The following is a 20,944-nucleotide window of genomic DNA, read 5'->3' as shown; positions in this document are numbered from 1 at the left end:
ACCGCTCAGCCGGTGACAGCAGATACGGCGGCGGTGTCGTAGAATTCCTCGTTTTCACAAACCAGCCCGTCGCGGAACCGGCAAATGATGACAATCGGTGTTTCGACCGTCTTGCCGGTGCCTTTGTGCGTCCAGGCACACACGCCGAGGCCAACGACCCGGTCGTCTTGCGCAATGGTGTCCTTCAGGGTCCAGTGCTGCATTTCGAAAGCATTGGTCAGGTCCTCCAGATACTCCTGCATCTCGGCCTGACCGTCACGCGCGCAACTGAAGTCCAGCCCATACTGCCCGCGACCGATGGAACGCATACACAGATCTTCGGTCGTGTATTTCTTCCACATCCCGATATCTGAGGCCTTGCTGTCGTTCCATTCCGCGAAGGCTGTCCGTAGCTTTTTGACATTGCTTTGCGTGCCCATAATTCGCTCTCCCAAATGATTTTCGCTGAAAATGCGCCGCCCCTGAAACTAAGAAGGGCTGTGCGAGTATAGCACCGGGAAGCAACCAAACAAAAAAAGGCCCGGCGTTTTCCACCGGGCCTTTTGAAATTCAGGGGTGAGCCGTCAGACTCAGTCCTTCTTTTTGCCTTTCACAGTGGCCCACAGGCGCTTGTTGACCAGGTACAGCAGCACCGACAGAAGGGTCAGGAAAACAACGCCGACAAAGCCGGAGTATTTGCGTTCCATCATCTTGGGCTCGGCGGTCCACATCAGAAAGGCCGCAACGTCCTCGGACATGGCTTCGACTGTGGCCGGGTGACCATCGGCGAACTCCACCTGATCTTCACCCAGCGGCGGTGCCATCGAAATCCAGCCACCCGGGAAGGCGGTGTTTTCGTACAAAACCGCGCCCGCTTCTTCCTTTTCGTGGCCGGTATAGCCATCCAGCAGCGAGGCGATGTATTCCGGGCCACCCATGCCTTTGATCAGCTGGTTGATGCCCAGACCATAGGGGCCGTGGAATCCGGCGCGGGCCTTGGCCATCAGGCTCAGGTCCGGTGCGCCAACGCCGTCATTGGCCGGAAAGTGATCGGTCGGGATCGCCGGGCGGAAATCATCCAGCTCGGGGTCGAACACTTCGAAGTTATCAGCCGCATATGCGATGACTTCTTCTTCCGAATAACCCAACGCCTCAAGGTCGCGCAGGGGCACGTATCTCAGGCCGTGGCAGGCCGCGCAGACCTCGGTGTAGACCTGAAGGCCGCGCTGCAGCTGGTTTTGATCCCAGGTGCCAAAGGGGCCTTCAAACGAAAAGTGGAAGTCCTCGATATGCTGCTCGCCGCCACCTGCTGCGAAGGACGCAGCAGGAGCAAGGGCGATGGCAAACGCGGCACCGATTGCAAGTTTCTTGAACATGTTTCCGGTCCCTCTTCTTACTCGGCCGGCGTGGCGTCGGCGTCAGCCTTGCCATAATGCGCATTGAAGTCTTCTTCGATGGTTTCCGGCTGCGCCTCGGGTTTTTCGATGACACCCAGGATTGGCAGGATCACGAAGAAATAGGCGAACCAGTAGGCGGACGCGATCAGCGAGAAGGTCGCATAGGGCTCTTCCGCGGGCATCGCACCCAGCCACATCAGGGCAAAGAAGTCGATGATCAGCAGGTAGAACCACCATTTGAACATCGGACGGTACTTGCCCGAACGCACGCTCGACGTGTCCAGCCAGGGTGCCAGCGCCATCGCCAGGATCGCACCGAACATCGCAATCACACCAAAGAACTTGGCGTCGACGATGCCGCCGGTGATGAAGCTGGCGAACTGAACGACCCAAACCTCACCGGTGAAGGCACGCAGGATCGCGTAGAACGGCAGGAAGTACCATTCGGGCACGATGTGTGCAGGCGTGACCAGCGGGTTGGCTTCGATGTAGTTGTCCGGGTGGCCCAGATAGTTCGGCATGAAGCCGACGATGGCCCAGAACACGACCAGGATCACGGCCAGCGCGAACAGGTCCTTGATCACGAAGTAGGGCCAGAACGGCAGGGTGTCTTTCTCGGCCTCGGCTTTCGAACCGCGACGCACCTCAACACCCGTGGGGTTGTTGTTGCCGGTGGTGTGGAAGGCCCAGATGTGCACGATCACCAGTGCCGCAATCACGAACGGCAGCAGGTAATGCAGCGAGAAGAAGCGGTTCAGCGTGGCGTTGTCCACCGCAGGCCCGCCCAGCAACCAGGTCTGGATCGCGTCACCGATGAACGGGATCGCGCCAAACAGACCGGTGATCACGGTCGCACCCCAGAAGGACATCTGGCCCCAGGGCAGAACGTAGCCCATGAAGGCGGTGCCCATCATCATCAGATAGATCAGCATCCCGATGATCCACGTGATTTCACGCGGGGCTTTGTACGACCCGTAGAACAGGCCGCGGAAGATGTGGATGTAAACCGCAACAAAGAACAGCGACGCGCCGTTCATGTGCAGGTAGCGCAGCATATAGCCGCCATTCACGTTGCGCATGATGTGTTCGATGCTGGCAAAGGCCAGATCAACATGCGGGGTATAGTGCATCACCAGAACGATACCGGTGACGATTTGCAGCGCCAGGCAGAACGCCAGAACGATGCCCCAGATCCACCACCAGTTCAGGTTTTTGGGGGTAGGGATCATCAGGGTGTCATACAGCAGGCCGACGATGGGCAGACGGCTGTTCAGCCACTTCTCGCCATTTGTCTTCGGCTCGTAGTGATCGTGGGGAATTCCGGACATCTGGGTCTCCCTTAGCCGAGCTTGATGGTTGTCGCGTCCAGCCATTCAACGGGCGGGACGGGCAGGTTTTCAGGCGCGGGGCCTTTGCGGATACGACCGGCAAGGTCATAGTGCGAACCGTGGCAGGGGCAGAACCAGCCACCGAAATCACCGGCATCACCCAGAGGTACGCAGCCCAGGTGGGTACAGACGCCCATCTGAACGATCCAGGCACCGGGCGCTTCGCCTTCGGGCGACGGCATCACACGGTTGGCGTCAGTTGCAGGCGCATCAGCGGGCAGATTGAAGTTGCGGGCCAGCGGATCAGGTAGTGCATCTACGCCTTCGGCGTCCTGTTCCTGCGCTTCCTGAATCTCGGCACCGGTGCGGTGACGGATGAATACTGGTTTACCCAACCATTTGACGGTCAGCTGCGTGCCCGGCTCGACACCACTGACATCCTGGCGAATCGAGGACAGAGCCTGAACGTCTGCCGATGGGTTCATTTGGTTGATCAGGGGCCATACGGCTGCACCCGTCGCAACGACACCTGCGCCGCCAGCGACGTAGTAGAGGAAATCTCTGCGGGTGCCTTCGTGGTCTTCTGCGTGGGACACGAGGTTTTCTCCGATTCCGGCGCCCGGGTATGCCGGGCAAACATGCATCAGCACCGCATCAAAGCGGCGTCTCATCGCGGCTATCTAGCCGGGAGAAATCGGTTCGTCCAGCGGTCATAGGCGCGCACTACGCCGCATCTGGGCATTCATGTCACAACGAAGGGTTAAAATTTCAAGTTTTGGACGGGGTTAGACGGGGAAATCCGCCGATCCCCCGGATCCGATTCGATGTGATTCGGCTTGGGCGTAATCCACGGAAAGCTGTTCAGACATCGGGTCTCAACCCGCGCAACGGCCCTCAATCTTCATTACTTTGACCAGATTTTGCCATGTAATTTTCAACTTTTGCGAGATTCTGAGCCCCGTAAATATTGAGTTTAAAATAGATATTTTACAAAGGCCTAGATGCGCCTGATTTCGATTGCACTTTTAACGGGAATGCATGAAGGCCGGGGAAAACCTAACCTCAGCAGGACGTTCCCCATGTCAAAGCTCTTTGCAACCGTACTGACCTTCACGCTGGCTGTTTCGTCTCAGGCCACAGCCGCCGGTGATCCGGCGAAAGGTGAAAAACTCTACAACCGCTGCTCTTCGTGCCACGCGATCATCAAAGATGGCGAGGTTCTGGTCAAAGGCGGCATCACCGGGCCGAATCTCTTTGGTGTCGTCGGCCGCGTGGCCGGGTCCGAGAACGATTACCTGTACGGAAGTGAGCGTCTGCCGGTGGGGATGTTCACCGACGACATGATCCGGGCTGGTCAGGAAGGCCTGATCTGGACACAGGAAAACATCTCAGCCTATTCGCAGGACCCGATTGGGTTCATTCAGGAATACCTGGATGACGAAACCGCGCGTCCGAACATGAGCGTCAAGCTGAAAAAGGGAGCCGATGATATCGCGGCATATCTGGCGACATTCAGCAACTGACCAGTTTGGCTGGTCACGTTTCCCGCATCAACGTGGCCAGCTGCCCGATCTCGCTGCCAATACCGTCAGTTTCGACGTGACCCGCCGCAGCAAGGCGTACTTCGTCCGGTTTGTTCTGGTTCAGCTTCCAGGTGCCTTGTATGTCGGTCACCTGCATTCTGCAGGGAATAATCATGCGCATCATGCGATCCAACGCATCCGGGGTCATCTTGCCCGTGCTCCACTGCGGCTTCGGCCGCAGCCGATCCTCATAGAACGCGGATTGGCGATCCAGCAGATCACGCAATTCTTCCTGAGGGCGCAATTCAAGCTGGCCGGTCAGATGCACTGCCACATAGTTCCATGTCGGCACCTGATCCTCGACCCCATACCAGTCAGGCGAGACATACCCGTCCGGCCCGGACACCGCGATCCGGGCAACGTGCGGTTCATTCAACGCTCGCACAATCGGATTCGACCGCACCAGATGCAGCGCGGCCACCGAGCCGTCTTCGCTCAGCAAAAAGGGAACATGGCTGAGCAATGGTGCTTCACCCGTTGACAACGCCAGAACCCCGAACGCCCGGTCGCGCGCAAAGGCGATGTGGCGCGTAAGGTCTTCGGCGCGGAAGGCGGGGTTGGGGTGCATTGTGTTCCTCCTGTGAAATCTCTTGCAGAACCGCCCTGTCCTTGGCAAGGTCCTCGCGTTCTCAGGGCGGGGTGAAATTCCCCACCGGCGGTATGCGGGCCTTGACCCGTAAGCCCGCGAGCGGCCCCGATTTTAGGGGTGACAAGCAGATCTGGTGAGAAGCCAGAGCCGACGGTTAAAGTCCGGATGAAAGAGAACGTGCTGGCACGCCGTAATGCGGAGTGTCTGCTCGTGATCGCCTTGGGTGACGTGTCTGTTGCGAAAGGAGATCATGATGACACACACCCGCTATGCATTTGTCAAAGCCAACTGGCATTCCGGTATCGTCGACCGGGCGCTCGACGGGTTTCTGGAGCTAATCCCCGCCGAACAGGTCGACGTCTTCGACGTCCCCGGCGCATTCGAAATGCCGCTGCTGGCCCGCGATCTGGCCCAGACCGGGCGCTACGCCGCCGTGACCTGCGCCGCCTTTGTGGTGGATGGCGGCATCTACCGCCACGAATTCGTGGCACAGGCCGTGGTTGACGGGCTAATGCGCGCAGGGATGGACACGGGCGTACCGGTTCTATCGGTATCGCTGACCCCGCATCAGTATCAGGAAACCGATCACCACAACGCCATCTACTGCGCGCATTTCGTGGAAAAAGGACGCGAGGCCGCACAGGCGGCGCTGAAAATCACCGAGACCCGCTCCGGATTGGCTTCGGCCGCGTGACGTGAAAGGGTTGGGGCCTGACTGCCCCAACCGCAAATCCGCTTGAGGCCACGGGCCTTGCCCGCTAATCACGATCCTCAAAGGAGCACGCCTTATGTCGATGAACAGCTTTGGACATCTTTTCCGCGTCACCACCTGGGGTGAAAGCCACGGGCCCGCCTTGGGCGCGACCGTCGACGGGTGCCCGCCGGGTGTCGCGATTGACGAAGGCATGATCCAGCACTGGCTGGACAAGCGCAAACCGGGGCAGAACAAGTTCACCACCCAGCGGCGCGAACCCGATCAGGTGAAAATCCTGTCCGGCGTGTTCGAAGGCCAGACCACTGGTACGCCGGTGCAGCTGATGATCGAGAACACCGATCAGCGCTCCAGGGATTACGGTGACATCAAAGACAAGTTCCGTCCGGGTCACGCCGATATCACCTATTGGCAGAAATACGGCATCCGGGATTATCGTGGCGGCGGGCGCAGCTCGGCCCGCGAAACTGCATCGCGAGTGGCAGCAGGCGGATTGGCGCGCGAAGCGATCAAACAGATCGCGCCCGACGTGCAGATCATCGGCTATATGACCCAGATCGGTCCGCATAAGATCGACCGCGGCAATTTCGACTTGTCGCAGATCGAACAGAACCCGTTCTGGACACCCGACTCGCAGGCGGCCGAGGACTGGGCAACTTATCTGGATGATCTGCGCAAATCCGGCAACTCGGTCGGGGCAGTGGTCGAAGTTGTGGCGCGCGGTGTACCTGCGGGCCTTGGCGCACCGGTATATGCCAAGTTAGACACTGATCTGGCGGCTGCAATGATGTCGATCAACGCGGTTAAAGGCGTAGAGATCGGGGAAGGCATGGCCGCTGCCGACCTGACCGGCGAAGCTAATGCGGATGAGATTTTCATGGGGCAGGACGGCCTTGAATTCAGCTCAAATCACGCCGGCGGTATCCTCGGCGGTATTTCGACCGGGCAGGATGTTGTGGTCCGCTTTTCAGTCAAGCCGACCTCATCAATCCTGACCACCCGCAAGACCATCACCAAGTCCGGTGAAGAGACCGAGATCATCACCAAAGGCCGTCACGACCCCTGCGTCGGCATCCGCGCTGTGCCGGTGGGCGAGGCGATGATGGCTTGTGTGATCCTCGACCACCTGTTGCTGCATCGCGGCCAGATTGGAGAGAACCGTGGACGGATCGGCTGATCTGCGCAGCCAACTGCGCGGCATTGTTGCGCAGCGGATGGAGACGGACCCCGCCCACGATTTGGCCCATCTGGACCGGGTCTGGGTGAATGCACAGGCCATCGCGGATCACGAGACCGATATGCCTGTGCTGCTGGCGGCCAGCTATCTGCATGATTTGGTGAACCTGCCGAAAGACGATCCCGACCGCCATCTGGCCTCGCGCCGGTCAGCGGCGGATTCAGAGTCTATTCTGGGTGATCTAGGGTATAATCAGGACCAGGTCCGTGCCATTCAGCACGCGATTGAGGCACACAGCTTCTCGGCCAATATCACCCCTGAGACGATCGAGGCGCGCATTCTGCGCGATGCCGATCGGCTGGATGCGTTGGGCGCAATCGGTGTCGCGCGTAATTTCTCCGTTTCAGGAGCATTGGGACGGTCGCTCTATGATCCGGCCGACCCGTTTGCGGAAAGCAGACCTCTGGACGATCTGCACTTCTCGCTCGATCACTGGAAAGTCAAACTTCTCAGCCTGCCCGACGAAATGCTGACTGAGACCGGAAAACAGATCGCGCAACAGCGGATCGAGCGCATGATTCGCTTCCTTGAGGAATTCGCCGAAGAGATCGGCGGCACTCTGCCGCGATCCTGGGTGACGCGCTGACTCCAGCCGTTGATCTTTCCGCCGCAAAGGCGCAGGTTCGCGCCGATGGCAAAACCCTTAACATCGCATCGACCCGTCCTGGCCGTGTCGCTGAAGCTCAGCGCGTTGGTTTTGTTCACGTCGATGCAGGCGCTGGTCAAAGCGCTGTCTGATGATTTCCCGCCCGGAGAGATGGTGTTCTTTCGTTCACTCTTCGCCGTTCCTGTCATCATTGGCTGGCTGATCTACCGCGGTGAACTGGCGCAAGGACTGGTCGTCAGGAAACCCATGGGCCATTTCTGGCGCGGGGTTCTCGGCACCAGCGCCATGGGCCTGACATTTACCGGGCTCAGCCTGCTGCCCCTGCCCGAGGTCACCGCGATTGGCTACGCCACGCCAATCTTCACACTGATTTTGGCGGCCATCATTCTCGGCGAGCGCATCCGCATGATCCGCATCGGTGCCGTCGCAATCGGATTGCTGGGCGTTCTGATCATGATCTGGCCACGGTTGGGCGGCAACAACATGGATACTGCCGCCACAATTGGCGCGCTCTGCGTACTTGCCGCCACGATAGCGCGCGGTTTTGTCCAGATTCATATCCGACAACTGGTACAGGTCGACCACCCCGCCGCCATCGTATTCTACTTCTCGCTGACCGCCACGCTGCTATCTGCGCTGACCGCACTCTGGGGCTGGACCATGCCGACGTGGGAACAGGCTGCGATCCTGATCAGCATGGGGCTGATTGGAGGTGTGGCGCAAATCCTCGTAACCTCGTCCTACCGGTTCGGACAGGCCTCGATGCTGGCGCCCTATGACTATACGACCATGCTGTTTGCAATTGTGATCGGCTATGTGTGGTTCGACGAACTGCCAACGCTGGTCATGCTGGGCGGGGCCGCTCTGGTCATCGCGGGCAACGTGCTGGTCATCCTGCGTGAGCACCAGTTGGGGCTGGAACGCGGCAAGGCGCGGGCGGTCACGGACCCGAAAGCCTGACCTTTACCTTTGCCAAACTTCGCTTAGTTTGAGGCCAACATCAGAAAAGGTTTCCAAGATGAGCGACGCACAAGACCACAAGGAAAAGATGCAAAAGGTGCAGGCCGAGCACCGCAAGAAAGTGTCGGAGGCCATCGACCCCGAACGCGGGCTGGTGTTGATCAACACCGGTAAGGGCAAGGGCAAGTCCTCGGCGGCCTTTGGCGTGGTCATCCGGGCTCTGGGCTGGGGGCAGAAGGTTGCGGTCGTGCAGTTCATCAAGGGTAAGTGGAAGACCGGTGAACGGCGGTTCTTTGAAGAGCGTGATCTGGTGACATGGCATACTATGGGCGAAGGTTTCACCTGGGACACGCAGGATCGCGAGCGCGACATCGCCGCAGCAAACGCGGCCTTCGACAAGGCGTGTGCATTGATGGAAAGCGGCGAGTACGACCTGGTGGTTCTGGACGAGATCAATATAGCCCTGCGGTATGAATATCTGACGGTCGAGCAGGTGATTGACGGACTGAATGCCCGATCCAACAAAACCAGCGTGTTTCTGACCGGACGGGACGCTCCGCAGGCGCTGCGTGATTATGCTGATCTGGTCACGGAAATGACCGAAGAAAAACATCCATTCCAGGCCGGTATCAAAGCCCAGCGCGGCGTCGATTTCTAAGTTTAGGGTCTAAACAGCCCCAATGCGGGGCTGTTACCCTTGCGGGTTTTCGTACTGAAACCTGACCGAACCGCGTTGACTGGCTGCACTGGCCGGCAACAGAGGCGCAGATTCATCTTCCTCGGTTTTCTTCTTTTCGACATAGGCACAAAAATCATCGTCGCAGCAGCACCCGCAGGCGGTGGCTGCCTCATGCCGTGCCAGAATTTCGTCAAGCGGATCGCCCATTTCCATCCCCTTTCTCCAGCGTCAGTTCAACCCGGCGCGTCGTTTCCGAGGCGGTGGCGCGCCCTCACCATATCATACGCTAGGCTCGCAGACCGCCTCGAAAGCTAATGCTGGACGTTCAAACATCTGGCCTTGCTCGTTATCTGATTGTTTTTGTCGGAAATTTCAAGATCAGAAAAACGCGCCGTGAATTTGTCAGCGGCAGTGAGCCGCCTGTTTTAAAACAAGCGGCCCAGATTCCTGAATGCTCCAAAGTTATCTTGTGACACCTGTGGAATATGTGCTCAGGCGGCGACGCCTTGTTCCGGCGCGCTGAGCGAGATAACGGCGACCACCGCCGCGCCGTTCAGCCAGTAATAAATCGCATCCAGGCCCGAAAACCCAAACAGGCCGGGCGCGGCCAGAAACACGACGCCGACCAGCAGATCAGCGGCCAGGTGGAATTTGTAGGGCAGAACTCGCCAAATCCCCAGATGATGGTCGGTCAGAACAGTCAGTACAAAGGCTGCGGCTCCGGTGGCCACGGACAGCCACAAGGCCATCGGATTGGATTGCCCCAGTCCCAGAACAAAGGGCAGCACCATCAGTGCCAGGGCGACCGGGTAGTCCAGATAGGCGTGAACGGTGCGGGTAACGAAACGGACAGACATTGAAATTTCCTTTCCTTGCTTGGCATGGCTTCAAGCTAGGACAGGGTTCCCGAACGTATTAGCCCGGATCGTTCGCAAAACTTTGCAGATCGTTCGAAAGCCAGTCTCTTCAGTGCATAGCCCGGTACGCTGCCGGGGACAGTCCGACCTGTTTCTTGAATACCCGGGAAAAGGCGGCCTCGGAAGCATAGCCCACTTCGGCAGCGGCATCCGCGACGTTCCAGCGGGCCTCGGTCAGGCCGTGACAGGCGATCTGCATCCGCCAGTCCGTCAGGTACTGCATCGGCGTCGTGCTCATCTTCTCGGCAAACAGCTGGGCGAATGCGGTGCGCGACATCCCGGCCTCGCGCGCCAGCGACTCGACGCTCCAGTCCTGCGCGGGGGCCTGGTGGAACGCGGTCAACGCGCGCGAAACGCGCAGGTCTGCGAACCCGGCCAGGGCTGTGTCGCTGGGGCTTTGATGTTCAAGATGCGCTCGGATGGCCTGCGCGAACAGCACTTCGGACAATTTCAGCGCGATCAGATCGCCGCCGATCCGGGCGCCGCTGACCTCGGAACCGATCATGCGCAAGGTCGCCTCAATCCAGGCGCCGGCCTCCTCGCCGTAGTTTTCGATCAGGATGTAGGGAGGCAGGCGGTCGATCAGCATATGCCCGGTACCTTGCCGCCCCGGTGGACCGGTAAAGGAAAAGTGGCCGCAGATCAGCTGGGTGTCGCGGCTCTTGTCCTCGCCGCCATAGATCAGGACACCGTCGCCCTGATATCCTGACTCCTCCAGAACCTGTTCCAGCGGCAAAGCATCCAGTGGTTTGACCTCATTGCACAGCAAGGCATGGGCAGCACCATGCGGGATCAGGATCAGATCACCCTGCCTCAGGCGCAGTGTTTCCCCTGTGTTAGAGACGTAAACCTTCAACTCACCGCGCTGAACGAAGTGGAACCGGGCGACGTTCTGATATGCTGGCACCTGAACACCAAAAGGCGGCGTGAATGAGGTGCGGAAATAGAATGTCCCCCGCAGAGACAAGCGGGTGAGGATATCGCTGAGCAGGTCCAACATGGGCGTAACGTACACTGACCCGCGCATTCGTCCAGTCACCTGAACGATCTGCACAAAAGCTTGAACTGCAGGCAAAGAAAAACCCCCGCGAAACGCGGAGGTTTCAAATCACATCGCCATGAACGGTCAGGCGCGCACAAGCGCCTCATATTCTTCGGCAATCTCGCGGGTGATGTCGCCGACCTCAAAGGTGTAGTCGCCGATCTGACCCACCGGAGTGACTTCGGCAGCCGTGCCGGTCAGCCAGCATTGTTCGAAATCGGCCATTTCCTCAGGCTTGATATGGCGTTCGATCACGTTGATGCCCTTGTCCTTCAGCATCTGGATCACGGTCTGGCGGGTAATACCGTTCAGGAAGCAGTCGGCAAGGGGGGTGTGGACCTCGCCATCCTTGACGAAGAACACGTTGGCCCCGGTCGCCTCGGCCACGTAACCGCGGTAATCCATGAACAGAGCGTCCGAACAGCCCTTGGCCTCAGCCTTGTGTTTCGAGATGGTGCAGATCATGTAAAGACCCGCCGCCTTGGCGTGAACCGGGATGGTTTCGGGGCTCGGGCGTTTCCATTCCGCAATGTCCAGTTTGGCGCCCTGCATTTTGGCGTCGCCATAATAGGCGCCCCAGGGCCAGACCGCGACGGCCATGCGCACCGGATTGCGAGCCGAGGCCACGCCCATATCCTCACCCGAGCCGCGCCAGACCAGCGCCCGCACATAGGCGTCCTGCAACCCGCTGGCTTTCAGCGCTTCTTCCTTTGCGGTTTCGATCTGATCGACCGTGTAGGGCATCGGGATGTCCAGCGCCTCGGCCGACGCGATCAGACGCTCGGAATGTTCGCGGCTTTTGAAGATCTTGCCGTTGTAGGCCCGCTCACCCTCGAAGACCGAGGACGCGTAGTGCATCGCATGGGACAGGATGTGCACATTGGCCTCGCGCCAGGGCACCAGTTCGCCATCCATCCAGATAACACCGTCGCGATCATCATAACCCGCCATGCGAAACCTCCTGAACCGGGTTGAATTTTTCGATTATTGCGCCAGTTAAGTCCGAACCGGACATAAAGTTGCGCAAAAACTGCAATTCGATACCCGTCCACTCTTGGAATGTCAATAACGCTGACATAAAGTCGGTCAGTGTAACGAATGAGGCATGATATGTCGGATACGCGCCCCGCCCAAGTCTTTGGCGGCGAAAGTCTTTTATTTTTGACCGACGAACAGTTGCGGCAAGGTATCGAGGCGATGTTCTTCGCCTATCGCGGCTTTACCGCCGACCCCGATCGCATCCTGGCGCAGTTGGCATATGGGCGTGCGCATCATCGGGCCATCCACTTCATCAACCGTGCGCCGGGGACAACGGTCAACAACCTACTGGCCATTCTTGGGGTGACAAAACAGTCTCTGAATCGGGTGCTTCGGACGCTGATCGACGATGGTCTGGTCGAAAGCCGGGTCGGCACTGTGGACAAACGCGAAAGACACCTATTTCTGACGGAACAAGGCAAGGCGTTAGAGGCCAAGCTGTCCGAAGCCCAGCGCGTGCGGATGCGTGCCGCCTATAAAGAGGCGGGACCTGAGGCCGTGTCAGGGTTTCGTAAAGTGCTTGAAGCGATGATGGATGCTGATATGCGTCATGCATATACGAAACTGCGGGATACAACCTCATGAGCGATATGGACGCCCATCTGCTGATCGTCGACGATGACGAGCGCATTCGTGATCTGCTCAAGAAGTTCTTGATGCGGAGCGGATTTCTTGTGACGGCCGCCCGCGATGCCGCGCACGCGCGACGGGTGTTGTCAGGGTTGGATTTCGACATGATCGTTCTGGATGTGATGATGCCGGGCGAGGACGGCGTCAGCCTGACCCGGTCGCTGCGCGAAACACACGCGACGCCTATCCTGTTACTGACCGCGAGGGGCGAGACCGAGCATCGGATCGCGGGGCTTGAGGCCGGCGCGGATGATTACCTCGCCAAGCCGTTCGAGCCGAAAGAGCTGTTGCTGCGGATCAACGCCATCCTGCGTCGAATGCCGGAAACACCAGCTCAGGATACGGCGACCAAAATTCTGAATCTCGGCCCGATCCGCTATGACGTGGAACGGGGAGAGATGTGGCAGGGCGAAGAACCCGTGCGCCTGACCGCGACCGAGAGCCAGTTGATGAAGATTTTCTCAGCTCAGCCTGGCGAGCCGATCAGCCGCGCCAAGCTGGTCGAAGATCTGGGCCGCGACAAAGGGCAGGCGCAGGAGCGGGCGGTGGATGTTCAGATTACCCGCCTGCGCCGCAAAATCGAGCAGGACCCGAAACAGCCACGGTATCTGCAGACCGTACGTGGGGCTGGGTATATGTTGGCACCGGACTGATCTTGCCGTCACGCGGCGATTTCATACCTTTGGTGAAGAAAAAATTGGCCATATGAACAGGGGATTTCGATGAAAACCGCCCTCTTGACCCATGCAGATTGCCTTGGGCATGTGACACCGGACGGACATCCGGAGCGGGTGGCGCGGCTGGAGCATATCCTGCACGCGCTTGAGGCCCTGGATCTGAACCGGGTGACGGCTCCTCTGGCGGCGGATGACGACCTGTTGAGGGTGCACCCTGAAAGCTACATCCGTGACATACAGAAGGTGCGACCGACGAACGGGTTTGCCCAGATCGACGGTGATACATTCATGTCTTCGGGCTCAGTCGACGCCGCCTATCGCGCCGCAGGCGCGGTCGTGCGCGCTGTGGATATGGTGCTGGGCGGAGAGGCTCGGAACGCCTTCTGCGCCATCCGTCCCCCGGGGCATCATGCGGAAACAGAAACCGCGATGGGGTTTTGCCTGTTTGGAAATGCGGCGCTTGCGGCAAAACACGCGCTGGATCATCACGGGCTGCAACGCGTGGCCGTTGTCGATTTCGATGTGCACCACGGCAACGGAACACAAGACCTGCTGTGGGATGAAAAGCGCGCGTTGGTGATCACCAGCCAGCAGATGCCATTGTGGCCCGGATCGGGGCGCCCGGATGAAACCGGTGCCTTTGAAACGGTTCTGAACATCCCGCTGTCTCCCGGAACTGGAGGTGGTGAAATGCGCGCTGCCTACGAATTGCAAGCCTTCCCGCGGCTGCGGGTGTTCAAACCCGAACTGATCATCATATCCGCCGGCTTTGACGCGCATCAGGACGACCCTTTGGCTAATCTGAACTGGTCCACCGGCGATTTCGCCTGGATCACCGCCGAGCTGTGCAAGATCGCCGAGGAGCTGTGCGAAGGCCGTATCGTCTCGACTCTGGAAGGCGGGTATGATCTGAACGCACTGGCCGAGGCCACACGCGCCCATGTGGAAGAATTGATGAAGGCAGCCCGATGACCGATACCCCTGTAGACCAGATGACATTTGAACAGGCGATGAAAGAGCTTGAGGCCGTTGTTGGCCAGTTGGAGCGTGGTGACGTGGCGCTGGACCAATCCATCGCATTGTATGAACGCGGGGCGGCATTGAAAAAGCGCTGCGAGGATGAGTTGAAGCGGGCCGAGGAAAAAGTGGCCGCGATCACTCTGGACGCAAACGGTCAGCCGACCGGGACGACTCCCGTCGAAGGTCAGTAAATGTTTCAGGACATTCTGGCGCAGGATGCTGTGCGGATTCAGAACCATTTCGACCTGGTGCTGGGGGCGCTGGACGATCTGAATGTGACGCGGGCAATGGCCTATGCCACGCAGGGCGGCAAGCGGCTGCGCGGGTTTCTCGTACTTGAAAGTGCACGCCTGCATGATATCGACGCGGGCCGCGCGATCTGGCCGGCGACGGGGATTGAGGCCTTGCACGCCTATTCGCTGGTACATGACGATCTGCCCTGCATGGATGACGATGACATGCGTCGCGGACGCCCGACCGTTCATGTGAAGTGGGACGAGGGTACCGCCCTTTTGACCGGCGACGCGTTGCAGACGCTGGCTTTTGAGCTATGCACGCGGCCAGAGGTCGGCGATGCGGAGGTTCGGGCCGAGCTGGCTCTGACATTGGCCAAAGCAAGCGGCGCTCAGGGGATGGTGCTTGGACAGGCGCTGGATATCGCGGCGGAAACAGCGTCGAATTCGTTAACGCTGGACGAGATTACACACCTGCAAGCGGGCAAGACCGGTGCACTGATCGAATGGTCAGCCTGTGCGGGCGCGCGTCTGGCGCAGGCAAATCCGGAGCCACTATGCCGCTACGCGCAAGCCCTTGGCCTTGCCTTTCAGATAGCCGATGACATCTTGGACGTAGAAGGCGATGCCGAAAAGGCCGGAAAGCGTCTGCAAAAGGACGCCGAGGCAGGCAAAGCCACGTTTGTTTCGTTGCTGGGTCTGGATGCAGCCAAGGACCGCGCTGCCGACCTGGTGGATCAGGCCTGCGCCGCGCTGGATGGGTACGGTGCATCGGCTGAAACCTTGAAGGACGCCGCCCGCTTCGTTATTGCCCGGGACAGCTAAGTCAGGAACGCGCCACATGTCTGAACGTCCGAACACGCCATTGCTTGATCTTGTGAGCCGCCCAGCGGACCTCAAGCAGTTCTCGGACGCGCAGTTGAATCAGATCGCACACGAGTTGCGGGCCGAAACGATCTCGGCCGTTTCGGTCACAGGCGGGCATCTGGGCGCGGGGCTGGGTGTGGTCGAACTGACCACCGCACTGCACGCCGTTTTCGACACCCCGCGCGACAAGATCATCTGGGATGTAGGACATCAATGCTACCCGCATAAGATCCTGACCGAACGGCGTGACCGTATCCGCACCCTGCGTATGAAAGATGGCCTGAGCGGGTTCACCAAACGCAGCGAGAGCCCGTATGACCCGTTCGGCGCGGCACATAGTTCGACCTCAATCAGTGCAGCTTTGGGATTTGCCGTCGCCCGCGATCTGGGCGGCGTCACACCCGAAGGTCTGGGCGACGCAATTGCCGTGATCGGCGACGGGTCGATGTCGGCGGGCATGGCCTTTGAGGCGATGAACAACGCGGGCCACCTGAAAAAACGCCTGATTGTGATTCTGAATGACAATGAGATGAGCATCGCCCCGCCGGTTGGCGCGCTCTCCAGCTATTTGTCCCGGATCTATACCGAGGCGCCTTTCCATGATCTGAAAGCTGCAGCCAAGGGCGCGGTATCGCTGCTGCCCGAACCCTTCCGCGAAGGTGCCAAGCGCGCCAAGGAAATGCTCAAGGGCATGGCAGTAGGCGGCACGTTGTTCGAGGAGCTGGGCTTTTCCTACCTCGGCCCGATCGACGGTCACGATATGGATCAGCTGCTTCCGGTTCTGCGCACGGTCAAGGCGCGGGCGACGGGTCCGATCCTGATTCATGTGCTGACGAAAAAAGGCAAAGGCTATGCCCCGGCCGAGCAGGCCCGCGACAGAGGCCATGCCACCGCGAAATTCGATGTTGTCACGGGTGAACAGAAAAAAGCCCCGTCCAACGCGCCCTCTTATACCTCGGTCTTTGGCAAGACGCTGGCGGATGAGGCTGGACGGGATGACAAGATCGTTGCCGTTACCGCCGCGATGCCGGACGGCACTGGTCTGAACCTTTTTGCCGAACGGTACCCCTCACGTTGTTTCGACGTGGCGATTGCGGAACAGCACGGTGTGACCTTCGCAGCGGCGCTGGCGGCCGGGGGGATGAAGCCCTTCTGCGCGATGTATTCCACTTTCCTGCAGCGCGGATACGATCAGGTTGTGCATGATGTGGCCATTCAGCGCCTGCCGGTGCGCTTTGCCATCGACCGTGCGGGTCTGGTGGGGGCCGACGGCGCGACACACGCGGGGGCCTTCGACATTGCTTATCTCGCCAATCTCCCAGGAATGGTCGTCATGGCCGCTGCGGATGAGGCGGAACTGATGCATATGGTGGCCACAGCCGCCGCTCATGACGACGGACCCATCGCTTTTCGCTACCCGCGCGGCGAGGGTGTGGGCGTCGATCTGCCCGAACGTGGTGAGGCACTGGAAATCGGCAAGGGCCGCGTGATCCAAAAAGGCGCACGGGTTGCACTGCTGTCTTTCGGCACGCGTCTGGCCGAGGTTCAAAAAGCAGCCGAGGCCCTGTCAGCCCGGGGCATAACCCCCACCATCGCCGATGCCCGTTTTGCCAAACCGTTGGATCAGGACATGATCCTGGATCTGGTCGCAAACCACGAAGCGCTCATCACTATCGAAGAGGGCGCTGTCGGCGGCTTCGGCAGCCACGTGGCGCAACTGCTGGCTGACGAAGGTGTATTCGATCACGGGCTGAAATACCGTTCGATGGTATTGCCGGATATCTTCATTGATCAGGCCAGCCCGGCAGACATGTATGCGGTGGCAGGCATGAACGCCGAGCAGATTGAAGCCAAGGTGCTGTCTGTGCTGGGCGTGACCACCATTGGCGAAAAGCGCGCCTGATCTGCACAGACGAATTTATCGGGTTTCGTTCTCGGGATCGCCAAAGCTTCAAGGATATCTGCGCTTGGTCAACCCGGTCAAAGTCAGCTTTCACGGTGTATCCGGATATCGCGCAACAGACCGACGACCTCTTCGATGTCCGGGTGCCGTCTGGACGGGTGCGGAAGCTGGACGGTCAGCGCCCGCCCGGTTGAACCATCTTTCGCTGAAAGCCGCATCAGTTCCCCTGATTTAAGCGCTTTCTCGATCAGGCAACCATGCCCCATCAGGGCACCTGCGCCGGATTTGGCCTCTTCGACGGCAAGTGCATAAAGCGAGTATTGTGGCCCACGCGAGGGATCACCGACAGGCACTCCTGTTGTTTCCGACCACAGCATCCAGTCGGTTTTCCACGTCTGATCATGCAACAATGGTATGGTGTCCAACCGAAAACTATCCGTCAGTTTAGGCGAGCAGACAGGAAAGATGGGATCTTCCGCCAGCACGATCTGATCTTCGAATTCGTCAAGACCACAGAAGAAAACGGACATATCGAAAAGCTCTCGTGACAGGCGTGGTGGATTCTCCAGCGCCGTAATCGAGAAGTTCAAGTCGGGTCGAAGCTCGCGCAGCTTTCCCAATCGCGGGGGTAGCCAGAGCTGCGCAACTGAGGGCAAGGCCGCTATGTGGATTTCCGGGCTCGGAGCCAGATTTCGCAGGCTTTGCGTTGCAGCGGCCAGATGATCGAAAGCCTGTGTGAATTCATCTGCAAGACTTCTCCCTGCGGGCAACAATGCGACACCCTGGGGGTTTCTCACAAACAATGCTGTCCCTGCCCAACCTTCTAACGCTTTGATATGCTGCGAGACCGCACCGGGTGTGACGTTTAATTCTTCGGCCGCGGCCACGAAACTCTGCAACCGCGCAGCAGCCTCGAAGGCCCGCAAAGCATTGAGGGGTGGCCCTTTGGGACGACGGGGGTGGACAGCCATATCGATAGCCTTAGTTTTTCTACGCCATGAAATAGCAAATCTGATTTGCGCTGTCACTCAATTCGGTCAATCTGATCCTGAGTTTGGAGGCTATTGATATGACCGTTGAACGAAGAGACTGGGTTCCTGCGGCGTGCGAAACGCTGGTTCAGAAAATCGCGAACGAAACTTCGCGCACATCATCCGCGGACCTTCTGGCGCGGATCGATCACCTTGCAACCAGGAACAGGGAAATTCACGAGCACGAGTGCTTTAACCTCAATCCGGCGACCAACGTGATGAACCCAAGGGCCGAAGCCCTTCTGTCATCCGGGATCGGGTCGCGGCCGTCGCTCGGATATCCCGGCGACAAGTATGAAATGGGTCTGGAGGCGATTGAAAAGATCGAAGTCATTTCCGCCGAACTGTGTGCCGAGGTGTTTAACGCCCGATTTGCGGAAATCCGTGTACCTTCGGGGGCGATTGCAAATCTCTACGGCTTCATGGCCACCTGTAAACCGGGCGATACGATCATCGCGCCTCCCGCCTCGATCGGGGGACATGTGACGCATCATATCGCCGGATGTGCAGGGTTGTTCGGCCTGCGCACCGTGAACGCCCCAACCGATGCAAATGGCTATTCCGTCGATCTCGACCATTTGCGCGAACTTGCACAGAAAGAACAACCAAAGCTGATCACAATTGGCGGCAGCCTCAATCTGTTCGAACATCCCGTCAAGGAAATCCGTGCCATTGCTGACGAGATCGGCGCCAAAGTCATGTTTGATGCCGCACATCAATGCGGGATCATTGCGGGCAAAGCGTGGCGCAACCCGCTGACCGAAGGCGCGCATTTCATGACAATGAGCACGTACAAGAGCCTTGGCGGACCCGCCGGCGGGCTTATCGTAACGAATGATGCTGAGATCGCGAAATCGCTGGATGCCATTGCCTTTCCCGGCATGACTGCAAATTTTGATGCCGCAAAATCGGCAGCGCTTGCGGTTACGATGCTTGATTGGCGCGACTACGGCGCGGATTACGCAGCGGAAATGATTTCTATGGCGCGGGCATTGGCCAAAAACCTGGATGCGAAGGGCATTCCTGTATTCACAGGTCGCGAAGGATTCACCAATTCACACCAATTTGCCGTTTTGGCTGAATCCTTCGGAGGCGGGCAGGCTGCGTCCAAAACCCTGCGTCAGACAGGATTTCTGGCCTGCGGAATCGGCCTGCCCGCGCCCGAGGTAGAAGGTGACATGAATGGCTTGCGCATCGGTACGCCGGAATTGGTGAGATGGGGCATGACGTCTGACGACTCGGACAGATTGGCTTCGTTGATCGCACGTGGATTGGCGGGCGAGGATATCGCCGCACAAGTGGCGGACTGGCGACGCAGCTTCGCAACGCTGCAGTTCGTTCATACGTGAAAGGAGGGGCCATATTGCGAAACTGTATCAGATGGCTGATGTCAGCTCGAAAGCTCAATCTCCTGCGAATGATCGGAATGTGATGTGAACCCGTGTCTTGTCTGGACAGACACCCCCCTTGTCGGCATTGTGCTGATCAAAACAAGCGCAGAAACTTGTTTTGCCTGAAAGAAATCCCACTCGGGCAGGATTAGCGCGGCGTTGGTTCAGCAGCGAGGAGACAAGAATGCGCTTTTTATTACGTGGGTTGGTGCTGTTCAGCGCAGTTGCTTTGTTCCTCGTTGTTGTAGTCTGGCTTTTCCTGTCGTCATCCTTGTTGTCCTCTCCCAGAACTGCCTTCGTCGAGGGCCTTCTGTCCGATGAGCTTGGTCGGGACGTTCTGATTGAAGATGACGTACGAATTGGCATCGGACGAACATTCGAGGTTTCAACTACAGGTCTGGCGCTTCCCAGTGCTTCGGATTCCGATGTCAATCTTGCGCAGATCGACAGGCTTGAATTCGACGTCTCCGCGAAAGACCTGTGGAAAGGTCAGCTTTCCCTGAGCAATTTCACTGTGGGTGTCCTCGACATGCAAGGCAATCTGATCGCAATTCTCAAAAAAGCACAGCCCGCGGTTGAGGCGGGCATTGATGTCGATGACTGTCTGCTAAAGATTGGTTGCGGGAGCAGGATTTGACCTTTGTCGAACCACAGCGCTTCTGAGAAAACCCAGATGAACTAAAGGCCAAAGTTAACAAGGGCAATCTGATCGTAAAAACCATGCCTAAAGTGGATATTCGACTAGTAGTCGACCAACAACTGCTTTGCGCAACAAAGCGCCATTTCGCTGCGTTCACGCCAACGGCAGTGTGGCGCGCTTTGTCAACGTTGGAGCATCAGTGAGAATTGTATCTTTTCGCACTATAGCTGAGATACTTTCAAAGAAAACACACAGGAAAATAGACATTGGTTCCGGATGCCTTGTTGGGTCTGCTCCTGGGCGTGGGCCAGAACGCCCACTGACCGCGACAGGTAGATCGGACTTTGCGCGAATGGAGCTATGAAGCCAGGCTCGGCGTAAATTGCGGCGGCCGCGCCTTAGATGTTCATCGAGGTCAGGTGACCTTTGAGTATCCACGCTTTGGAGTAAACCCTCCGACTTCCAGTCGGATCCGCTTCAGCGC

At 58.6% G+C, this 20,944-nt stretch carries 25 protein-coding genes and 1 riboswitch; of the genes, 15 read left to right on the top strand and 10 right to left on the bottom strand.

Annotated features, from left to right (window positions below):
- Nucleotides 1–5 precede the first annotated feature (5 nt).
- The 4 genes from GOX66_RS11150 to petA all read right to left on the bottom strand — a co-directional run bounded on the left by GOX66_RS11150 (nucleotide 6) and on the right by petA (nucleotide 3,300).
- A complete protein-coding gene (locus GOX66_RS11150; protein ID WP_170762600.1) occupies nucleotides 6–419 on the bottom strand; it encodes a nuclear transport factor 2 family protein in 414 nt (137 codons plus the stop codon).
- A 150-nt stretch (nucleotides 420–569) separates the two neighbouring features.
- Nucleotides 570–1,355, bottom strand: a complete 786-nt coding sequence (locus GOX66_RS11145; protein ID WP_170762598.1) for a cytochrome c1 — start codon at nucleotides 1,353–1,355, stop codon at nucleotides 570–572.
- A 17-nt stretch (nucleotides 1,356–1,372) separates the two neighbouring features.
- Nucleotides 1,373–2,704 carry a cytochrome b gene (gene petB, locus GOX66_RS11140; protein WP_170762596.1) on the bottom strand — a complete coding sequence of 444 codons (1,332 nt, stop codon included), beginning with the start codon at nucleotides 2,702–2,704 and terminating at the stop codon, nucleotides 1,373–1,375.
- 11 nt (nucleotides 2,705–2,715) lie between these two features.
- Nucleotides 2,716–3,300 (bottom strand): ubiquinol-cytochrome c reductase iron-sulfur subunit, encoded by a 585-nt coding sequence (petA, locus tag GOX66_RS11135; protein WP_170762913.1) that lies wholly within the window; start codon nucleotides 3,298–3,300, stop codon nucleotides 2,716–2,718.
- A 483-nt stretch (nucleotides 3,301–3,783) separates the two neighbouring features.
- Between petA and GOX66_RS11130 the strand changes: the two genes are divergently transcribed.
- Nucleotides 3,784–4,227, top strand: a complete 444-nt coding sequence (locus GOX66_RS11130; protein WP_170762594.1) for a c-type cytochrome — start codon at nucleotides 3,784–3,786, stop codon at nucleotides 4,225–4,227.
- Between the two features lie 13 nt (nucleotides 4,228–4,240).
- On the opposite strand, the gene GOX66_RS11125 is transcribed toward GOX66_RS11130, so the two are convergent.
- The gene (locus tag GOX66_RS11125; protein WP_170762592.1) at nucleotides 4,241–4,855 is read right to left on the bottom strand and encodes an FMN-binding negative transcriptional regulator; all 615 of its coding nucleotides are present in this window, start codon (nucleotides 4,853–4,855) and stop codon (nucleotides 4,241–4,243) included.
- A gap of 53 nt (nucleotides 4,856–4,908) precedes the next feature.
- Nucleotides 4,909–5,057: riboswitch (FMN riboswitch) on the top strand.
- 72 nt (nucleotides 5,058–5,129) lie between these two features.
- Between GOX66_RS11125 and GOX66_RS11120 the strand changes: the two genes are divergently transcribed.
- The 5 genes from GOX66_RS11120 to cobO all read left to right on the top strand — a co-directional run bounded on the left by GOX66_RS11120 (nucleotide 5,130) and on the right by cobO (nucleotide 9,050).
- Entirely contained in the window at nucleotides 5,130–5,570 is a 441-nt protein-coding gene (locus GOX66_RS11120) for a 6,7-dimethyl-8-ribityllumazine synthase (RefSeq protein ID WP_170762590.1), read from the top strand.
- 94 nt (nucleotides 5,571–5,664) lie between these two features.
- Nucleotides 5,665–6,765, top strand: a complete 1,101-nt coding sequence (gene aroC / locus GOX66_RS11115) for a chorismate synthase (protein WP_170762588.1) — start codon at nucleotides 5,665–5,667, stop codon at nucleotides 6,763–6,765.
- Nucleotides 6,749–7,411, top strand: a complete 663-nt coding sequence (locus tag GOX66_RS11110; protein ID WP_170762586.1) for an HD domain-containing protein — start codon at nucleotides 6,749–6,751, stop codon at nucleotides 7,409–7,411. The genes aroC and GOX66_RS11110 overlap by 17 nt, the downstream gene beginning before the upstream one ends.
- Before the next feature lie 45 nt (nucleotides 7,412–7,456).
- Complete coding sequence (locus GOX66_RS11105) at nucleotides 7,457–8,392, top strand: DMT family transporter (protein WP_170762584.1); 936 nt, start codon at nucleotides 7,457–7,459, stop codon at nucleotides 8,390–8,392.
- Nucleotides 8,393–8,450: 58 nt separating this feature from the next.
- Nucleotides 8,451–9,050 carry a cob(I)yrinic acid a,c-diamide adenosyltransferase gene (gene cobO, locus GOX66_RS11100; protein WP_170762582.1) on the top strand — a complete coding sequence of 200 codons (600 nt, stop codon included), beginning with the start codon at nucleotides 8,451–8,453 and terminating at the stop codon, nucleotides 9,048–9,050.
- Between the two features lie 33 nt (nucleotides 9,051–9,083).
- On the opposite strand, the gene GOX66_RS11095 is transcribed toward cobO, so the two are convergent.
- Nucleotides 9,084–9,278 (bottom strand): hypothetical protein, encoded by a 195-nt coding sequence (locus GOX66_RS11095; protein ID WP_170762580.1) that lies wholly within the window; start codon nucleotides 9,276–9,278, stop codon nucleotides 9,084–9,086.
- A gap of 107 nt (nucleotides 9,279–9,385) precedes the next feature.
- Between GOX66_RS11095 and GOX66_RS11090 the strand changes: the two genes are divergently transcribed.
- Nucleotides 9,386–9,544 (top strand): hypothetical protein, encoded by a 159-nt coding sequence (locus tag GOX66_RS11090; RefSeq protein ID WP_170762578.1) that lies wholly within the window; start codon nucleotides 9,386–9,388, stop codon nucleotides 9,542–9,544.
- A gap of 18 nt (nucleotides 9,545–9,562) precedes the next feature.
- Here the strand turns inward: GOX66_RS11090 and GOX66_RS11085 are convergent, their stop codons facing one another.
- The 3 genes from GOX66_RS11085 to GOX66_RS11075 all read right to left on the bottom strand — a co-directional run bounded on the left by GOX66_RS11085 (nucleotide 9,563) and on the right by GOX66_RS11075 (nucleotide 11,981).
- Nucleotides 9,563–9,928 (bottom strand): SPW repeat domain-containing protein, encoded by a 366-nt coding sequence (locus GOX66_RS11085; protein ID WP_170762576.1) that lies wholly within the window; start codon nucleotides 9,926–9,928, stop codon nucleotides 9,563–9,565.
- Between the two features lie 109 nt (nucleotides 9,929–10,037).
- On the bottom strand, nucleotides 10,038–10,988 hold the full coding sequence (locus GOX66_RS11080; protein WP_170762911.1) for an AraC family transcriptional regulator: 951 nt from the start codon (nucleotides 10,986–10,988) through the stop codon (nucleotides 10,038–10,040).
- 126 nt (nucleotides 10,989–11,114) lie between these two features.
- Nucleotides 11,115–11,981 (bottom strand): branched-chain amino acid aminotransferase, encoded by an 867-nt coding sequence (locus GOX66_RS11075; RefSeq protein WP_170762574.1) that lies wholly within the window; start codon nucleotides 11,979–11,981, stop codon nucleotides 11,115–11,117.
- 159 nt (nucleotides 11,982–12,140) lie between these two features.
- Here GOX66_RS11075 and GOX66_RS11070 point away from each other — a divergent pair, with 159 nt between their 5' ends.
- From GOX66_RS11070 to dxs, 6 genes are all read left to right on the top strand, one after another.
- Complete coding sequence (locus tag GOX66_RS11070; RefSeq protein ID WP_170762572.1) at nucleotides 12,141–12,653, top strand: MarR family winged helix-turn-helix transcriptional regulator; 513 nt, start codon at nucleotides 12,141–12,143, stop codon at nucleotides 12,651–12,653.
- Nucleotides 12,650–13,351 (top strand): response regulator, encoded by a 702-nt coding sequence (locus tag GOX66_RS11065; RefSeq protein ID WP_170762570.1) that lies wholly within the window; start codon nucleotides 12,650–12,652, stop codon nucleotides 13,349–13,351. Before GOX66_RS11070 ends, GOX66_RS11065 begins: the two co-directional genes overlap by 4 nt.
- A 69-nt stretch (nucleotides 13,352–13,420) precedes the next feature.
- Complete coding sequence (locus GOX66_RS11060; protein ID WP_170762568.1) at nucleotides 13,421–14,347, top strand: histone deacetylase family protein; 927 nt, start codon at nucleotides 13,421–13,423, stop codon at nucleotides 14,345–14,347.
- Nucleotides 14,344–14,586 (top strand): exodeoxyribonuclease VII small subunit, encoded by a 243-nt coding sequence (locus tag GOX66_RS11055; RefSeq protein ID WP_058272726.1) that lies wholly within the window; start codon nucleotides 14,344–14,346, stop codon nucleotides 14,584–14,586. Before GOX66_RS11060 ends, GOX66_RS11055 begins: the two co-directional genes overlap by 4 nt.
- Nucleotides 14,587–15,453 carry a polyprenyl synthetase family protein gene (locus GOX66_RS11050; RefSeq protein WP_170762566.1) on the top strand — a complete coding sequence of 289 codons (867 nt, stop codon included), beginning with the start codon at nucleotides 14,587–14,589 and terminating at the stop codon, nucleotides 15,451–15,453. It begins immediately after the preceding gene.
- Nucleotides 15,454–15,469: 16 nt separating this feature from the next.
- Nucleotides 15,470–17,398, top strand: coding sequence for a 1-deoxy-D-xylulose-5-phosphate synthase (gene dxs, locus GOX66_RS11045; protein WP_170762564.1), 1,929 nt, complete (start codon nucleotides 15,470–15,472; stop codon nucleotides 17,396–17,398).
- 83 nt (nucleotides 17,399–17,481) lie between these two features.
- Here the strand turns inward: dxs and GOX66_RS11040 are convergent, their stop codons facing one another.
- Nucleotides 17,482–18,369, bottom strand: coding sequence for a LysR family transcriptional regulator (locus GOX66_RS11040; protein ID WP_170762562.1), 888 nt, complete (start codon nucleotides 18,367–18,369; stop codon nucleotides 17,482–17,484).
- A 98-nt stretch (nucleotides 18,370–18,467) separates the two neighbouring features.
- Here GOX66_RS11040 and GOX66_RS11035 point away from each other — a divergent pair, with 98 nt between their 5' ends.
- Nucleotides 18,468–19,778, top strand: a complete 1,311-nt coding sequence (locus tag GOX66_RS11035; RefSeq protein WP_170762560.1) for a serine hydroxymethyltransferase — start codon at nucleotides 18,468–18,470, stop codon at nucleotides 19,776–19,778.
- 226 nt (nucleotides 19,779–20,004) lie between these two features.
- Nucleotides 20,005–20,457 carry a hypothetical protein gene (locus GOX66_RS11030; protein ID WP_170762558.1) on the top strand — a complete coding sequence of 151 codons (453 nt, stop codon included), beginning with the start codon at nucleotides 20,005–20,007 and terminating at the stop codon, nucleotides 20,455–20,457.
- The last annotated feature ends 487 nt before the right edge of the window (nucleotides 20,458–20,944 follow it).

Source organism: Ruegeria lacuscaerulensis (genome assembly GCF_013031245.1).
Taxonomy (GTDB): Bacteria; Pseudomonadota; Alphaproteobacteria; order Rhodobacterales; family Rhodobacteraceae; genus Ruegeria; species Ruegeria lacuscaerulensis_C.
The sequence above is the reverse complement of the archived record's forward strand: the minus strand, read 5'-3'. Positions and strand labels throughout refer to the sequence as shown.

Excerpts from the sequence above, each read along its gene's own strand:
- GOX66_RS11150 (WP_170762600.1), bottom strand. The coding sequence starts at position 419 with ATGGGCACGCAAAGCAATGTCAAAAAGCTACGGACAGCCTTCGCGGAA.
- GOX66_RS11145 (WP_170762598.1), bottom strand. The coding sequence starts at position 1,355 with ATGTTCAAGAAACTTGCAATCGGTGCCGCGTTTGCCATCGCCCTTGCT.
- petB (WP_170762596.1), bottom strand. The coding sequence starts at position 2,704 with ATGTCCGGAATTCCCCACGATCACTACGAGCCGAAGACAAATGGCGAG.
- GOX66_RS11130 (WP_170762594.1), top strand. The coding sequence starts at position 3,784 with ATGTCAAAGCTCTTTGCAACCGTACTGACCTTCACGCTGGCTGTTTCG.
- GOX66_RS11125 (WP_170762592.1), bottom strand. The coding sequence starts at position 4,855 with ATGCACCCCAACCCCGCCTTCCGCGCCGAAGACCTTACGCGCCACATC.
- GOX66_RS11120 (WP_170762590.1), top strand. The coding sequence starts at position 5,130 with ATGACACACACCCGCTATGCATTTGTCAAAGCCAACTGGCATTCCGGT.
- aroC (WP_170762588.1), top strand. The coding sequence starts at position 5,665 with ATGTCGATGAACAGCTTTGGACATCTTTTCCGCGTCACCACCTGGGGT.
- GOX66_RS11105 (WP_170762584.1), top strand. The coding sequence starts at position 7,457 with ATGGCAAAACCCTTAACATCGCATCGACCCGTCCTGGCCGTGTCGCTG.
- cobO (WP_170762582.1), top strand. The coding sequence starts at position 8,451 with ATGAGCGACGCACAAGACCACAAGGAAAAGATGCAAAAGGTGCAGGCC.
- GOX66_RS11095 (WP_170762580.1), bottom strand. The coding sequence starts at position 9,278 with ATGGGCGATCCGCTTGACGAAATTCTGGCACGGCATGAGGCAGCCACC.
- GOX66_RS11090 (WP_170762578.1), top strand. The coding sequence starts at position 9,386 with ATGCTGGACGTTCAAACATCTGGCCTTGCTCGTTATCTGATTGTTTTT.
- GOX66_RS11085 (WP_170762576.1), bottom strand. The coding sequence starts at position 9,928 with ATGTCTGTCCGTTTCGTTACCCGCACCGTTCACGCCTATCTGGACTAC.
- GOX66_RS11080 (WP_170762911.1), bottom strand. The coding sequence starts at position 10,988 with ATGTTGGACCTGCTCAGCGATATCCTCACCCGCTTGTCTCTGCGGGGG.
- GOX66_RS11075 (WP_170762574.1), bottom strand. The coding sequence starts at position 11,981 with ATGGCGGGTTATGATGATCGCGACGGTGTTATCTGGATGGATGGCGAA.
- GOX66_RS11070 (WP_170762572.1), top strand. The coding sequence starts at position 12,141 with ATGTCGGATACGCGCCCCGCCCAAGTCTTTGGCGGCGAAAGTCTTTTA.
- GOX66_RS11065 (WP_170762570.1), top strand. The coding sequence starts at position 12,650 with ATGAGCGATATGGACGCCCATCTGCTGATCGTCGACGATGACGAGCGC.
- GOX66_RS11060 (WP_170762568.1), top strand. The coding sequence starts at position 13,421 with ATGAAAACCGCCCTCTTGACCCATGCAGATTGCCTTGGGCATGTGACA.
- GOX66_RS11055 (WP_058272726.1), top strand. The coding sequence starts at position 14,344 with ATGACCGATACCCCTGTAGACCAGATGACATTTGAACAGGCGATGAAA.
- GOX66_RS11050 (WP_170762566.1), top strand. The coding sequence starts at position 14,587 with ATGTTTCAGGACATTCTGGCGCAGGATGCTGTGCGGATTCAGAACCAT.
- dxs (WP_170762564.1), top strand. The coding sequence starts at position 15,470 with ATGTCTGAACGTCCGAACACGCCATTGCTTGATCTTGTGAGCCGCCCA.
- GOX66_RS11040 (WP_170762562.1), bottom strand. The coding sequence starts at position 18,369 with ATGGCTGTCCACCCCCGTCGTCCCAAAGGGCCACCCCTCAATGCTTTG.
- GOX66_RS11035 (WP_170762560.1), top strand. The coding sequence starts at position 18,468 with ATGACCGTTGAACGAAGAGACTGGGTTCCTGCGGCGTGCGAAACGCTG.
- GOX66_RS11030 (WP_170762558.1), top strand. The coding sequence starts at position 20,005 with ATGCGCTTTTTATTACGTGGGTTGGTGCTGTTCAGCGCAGTTGCTTTG.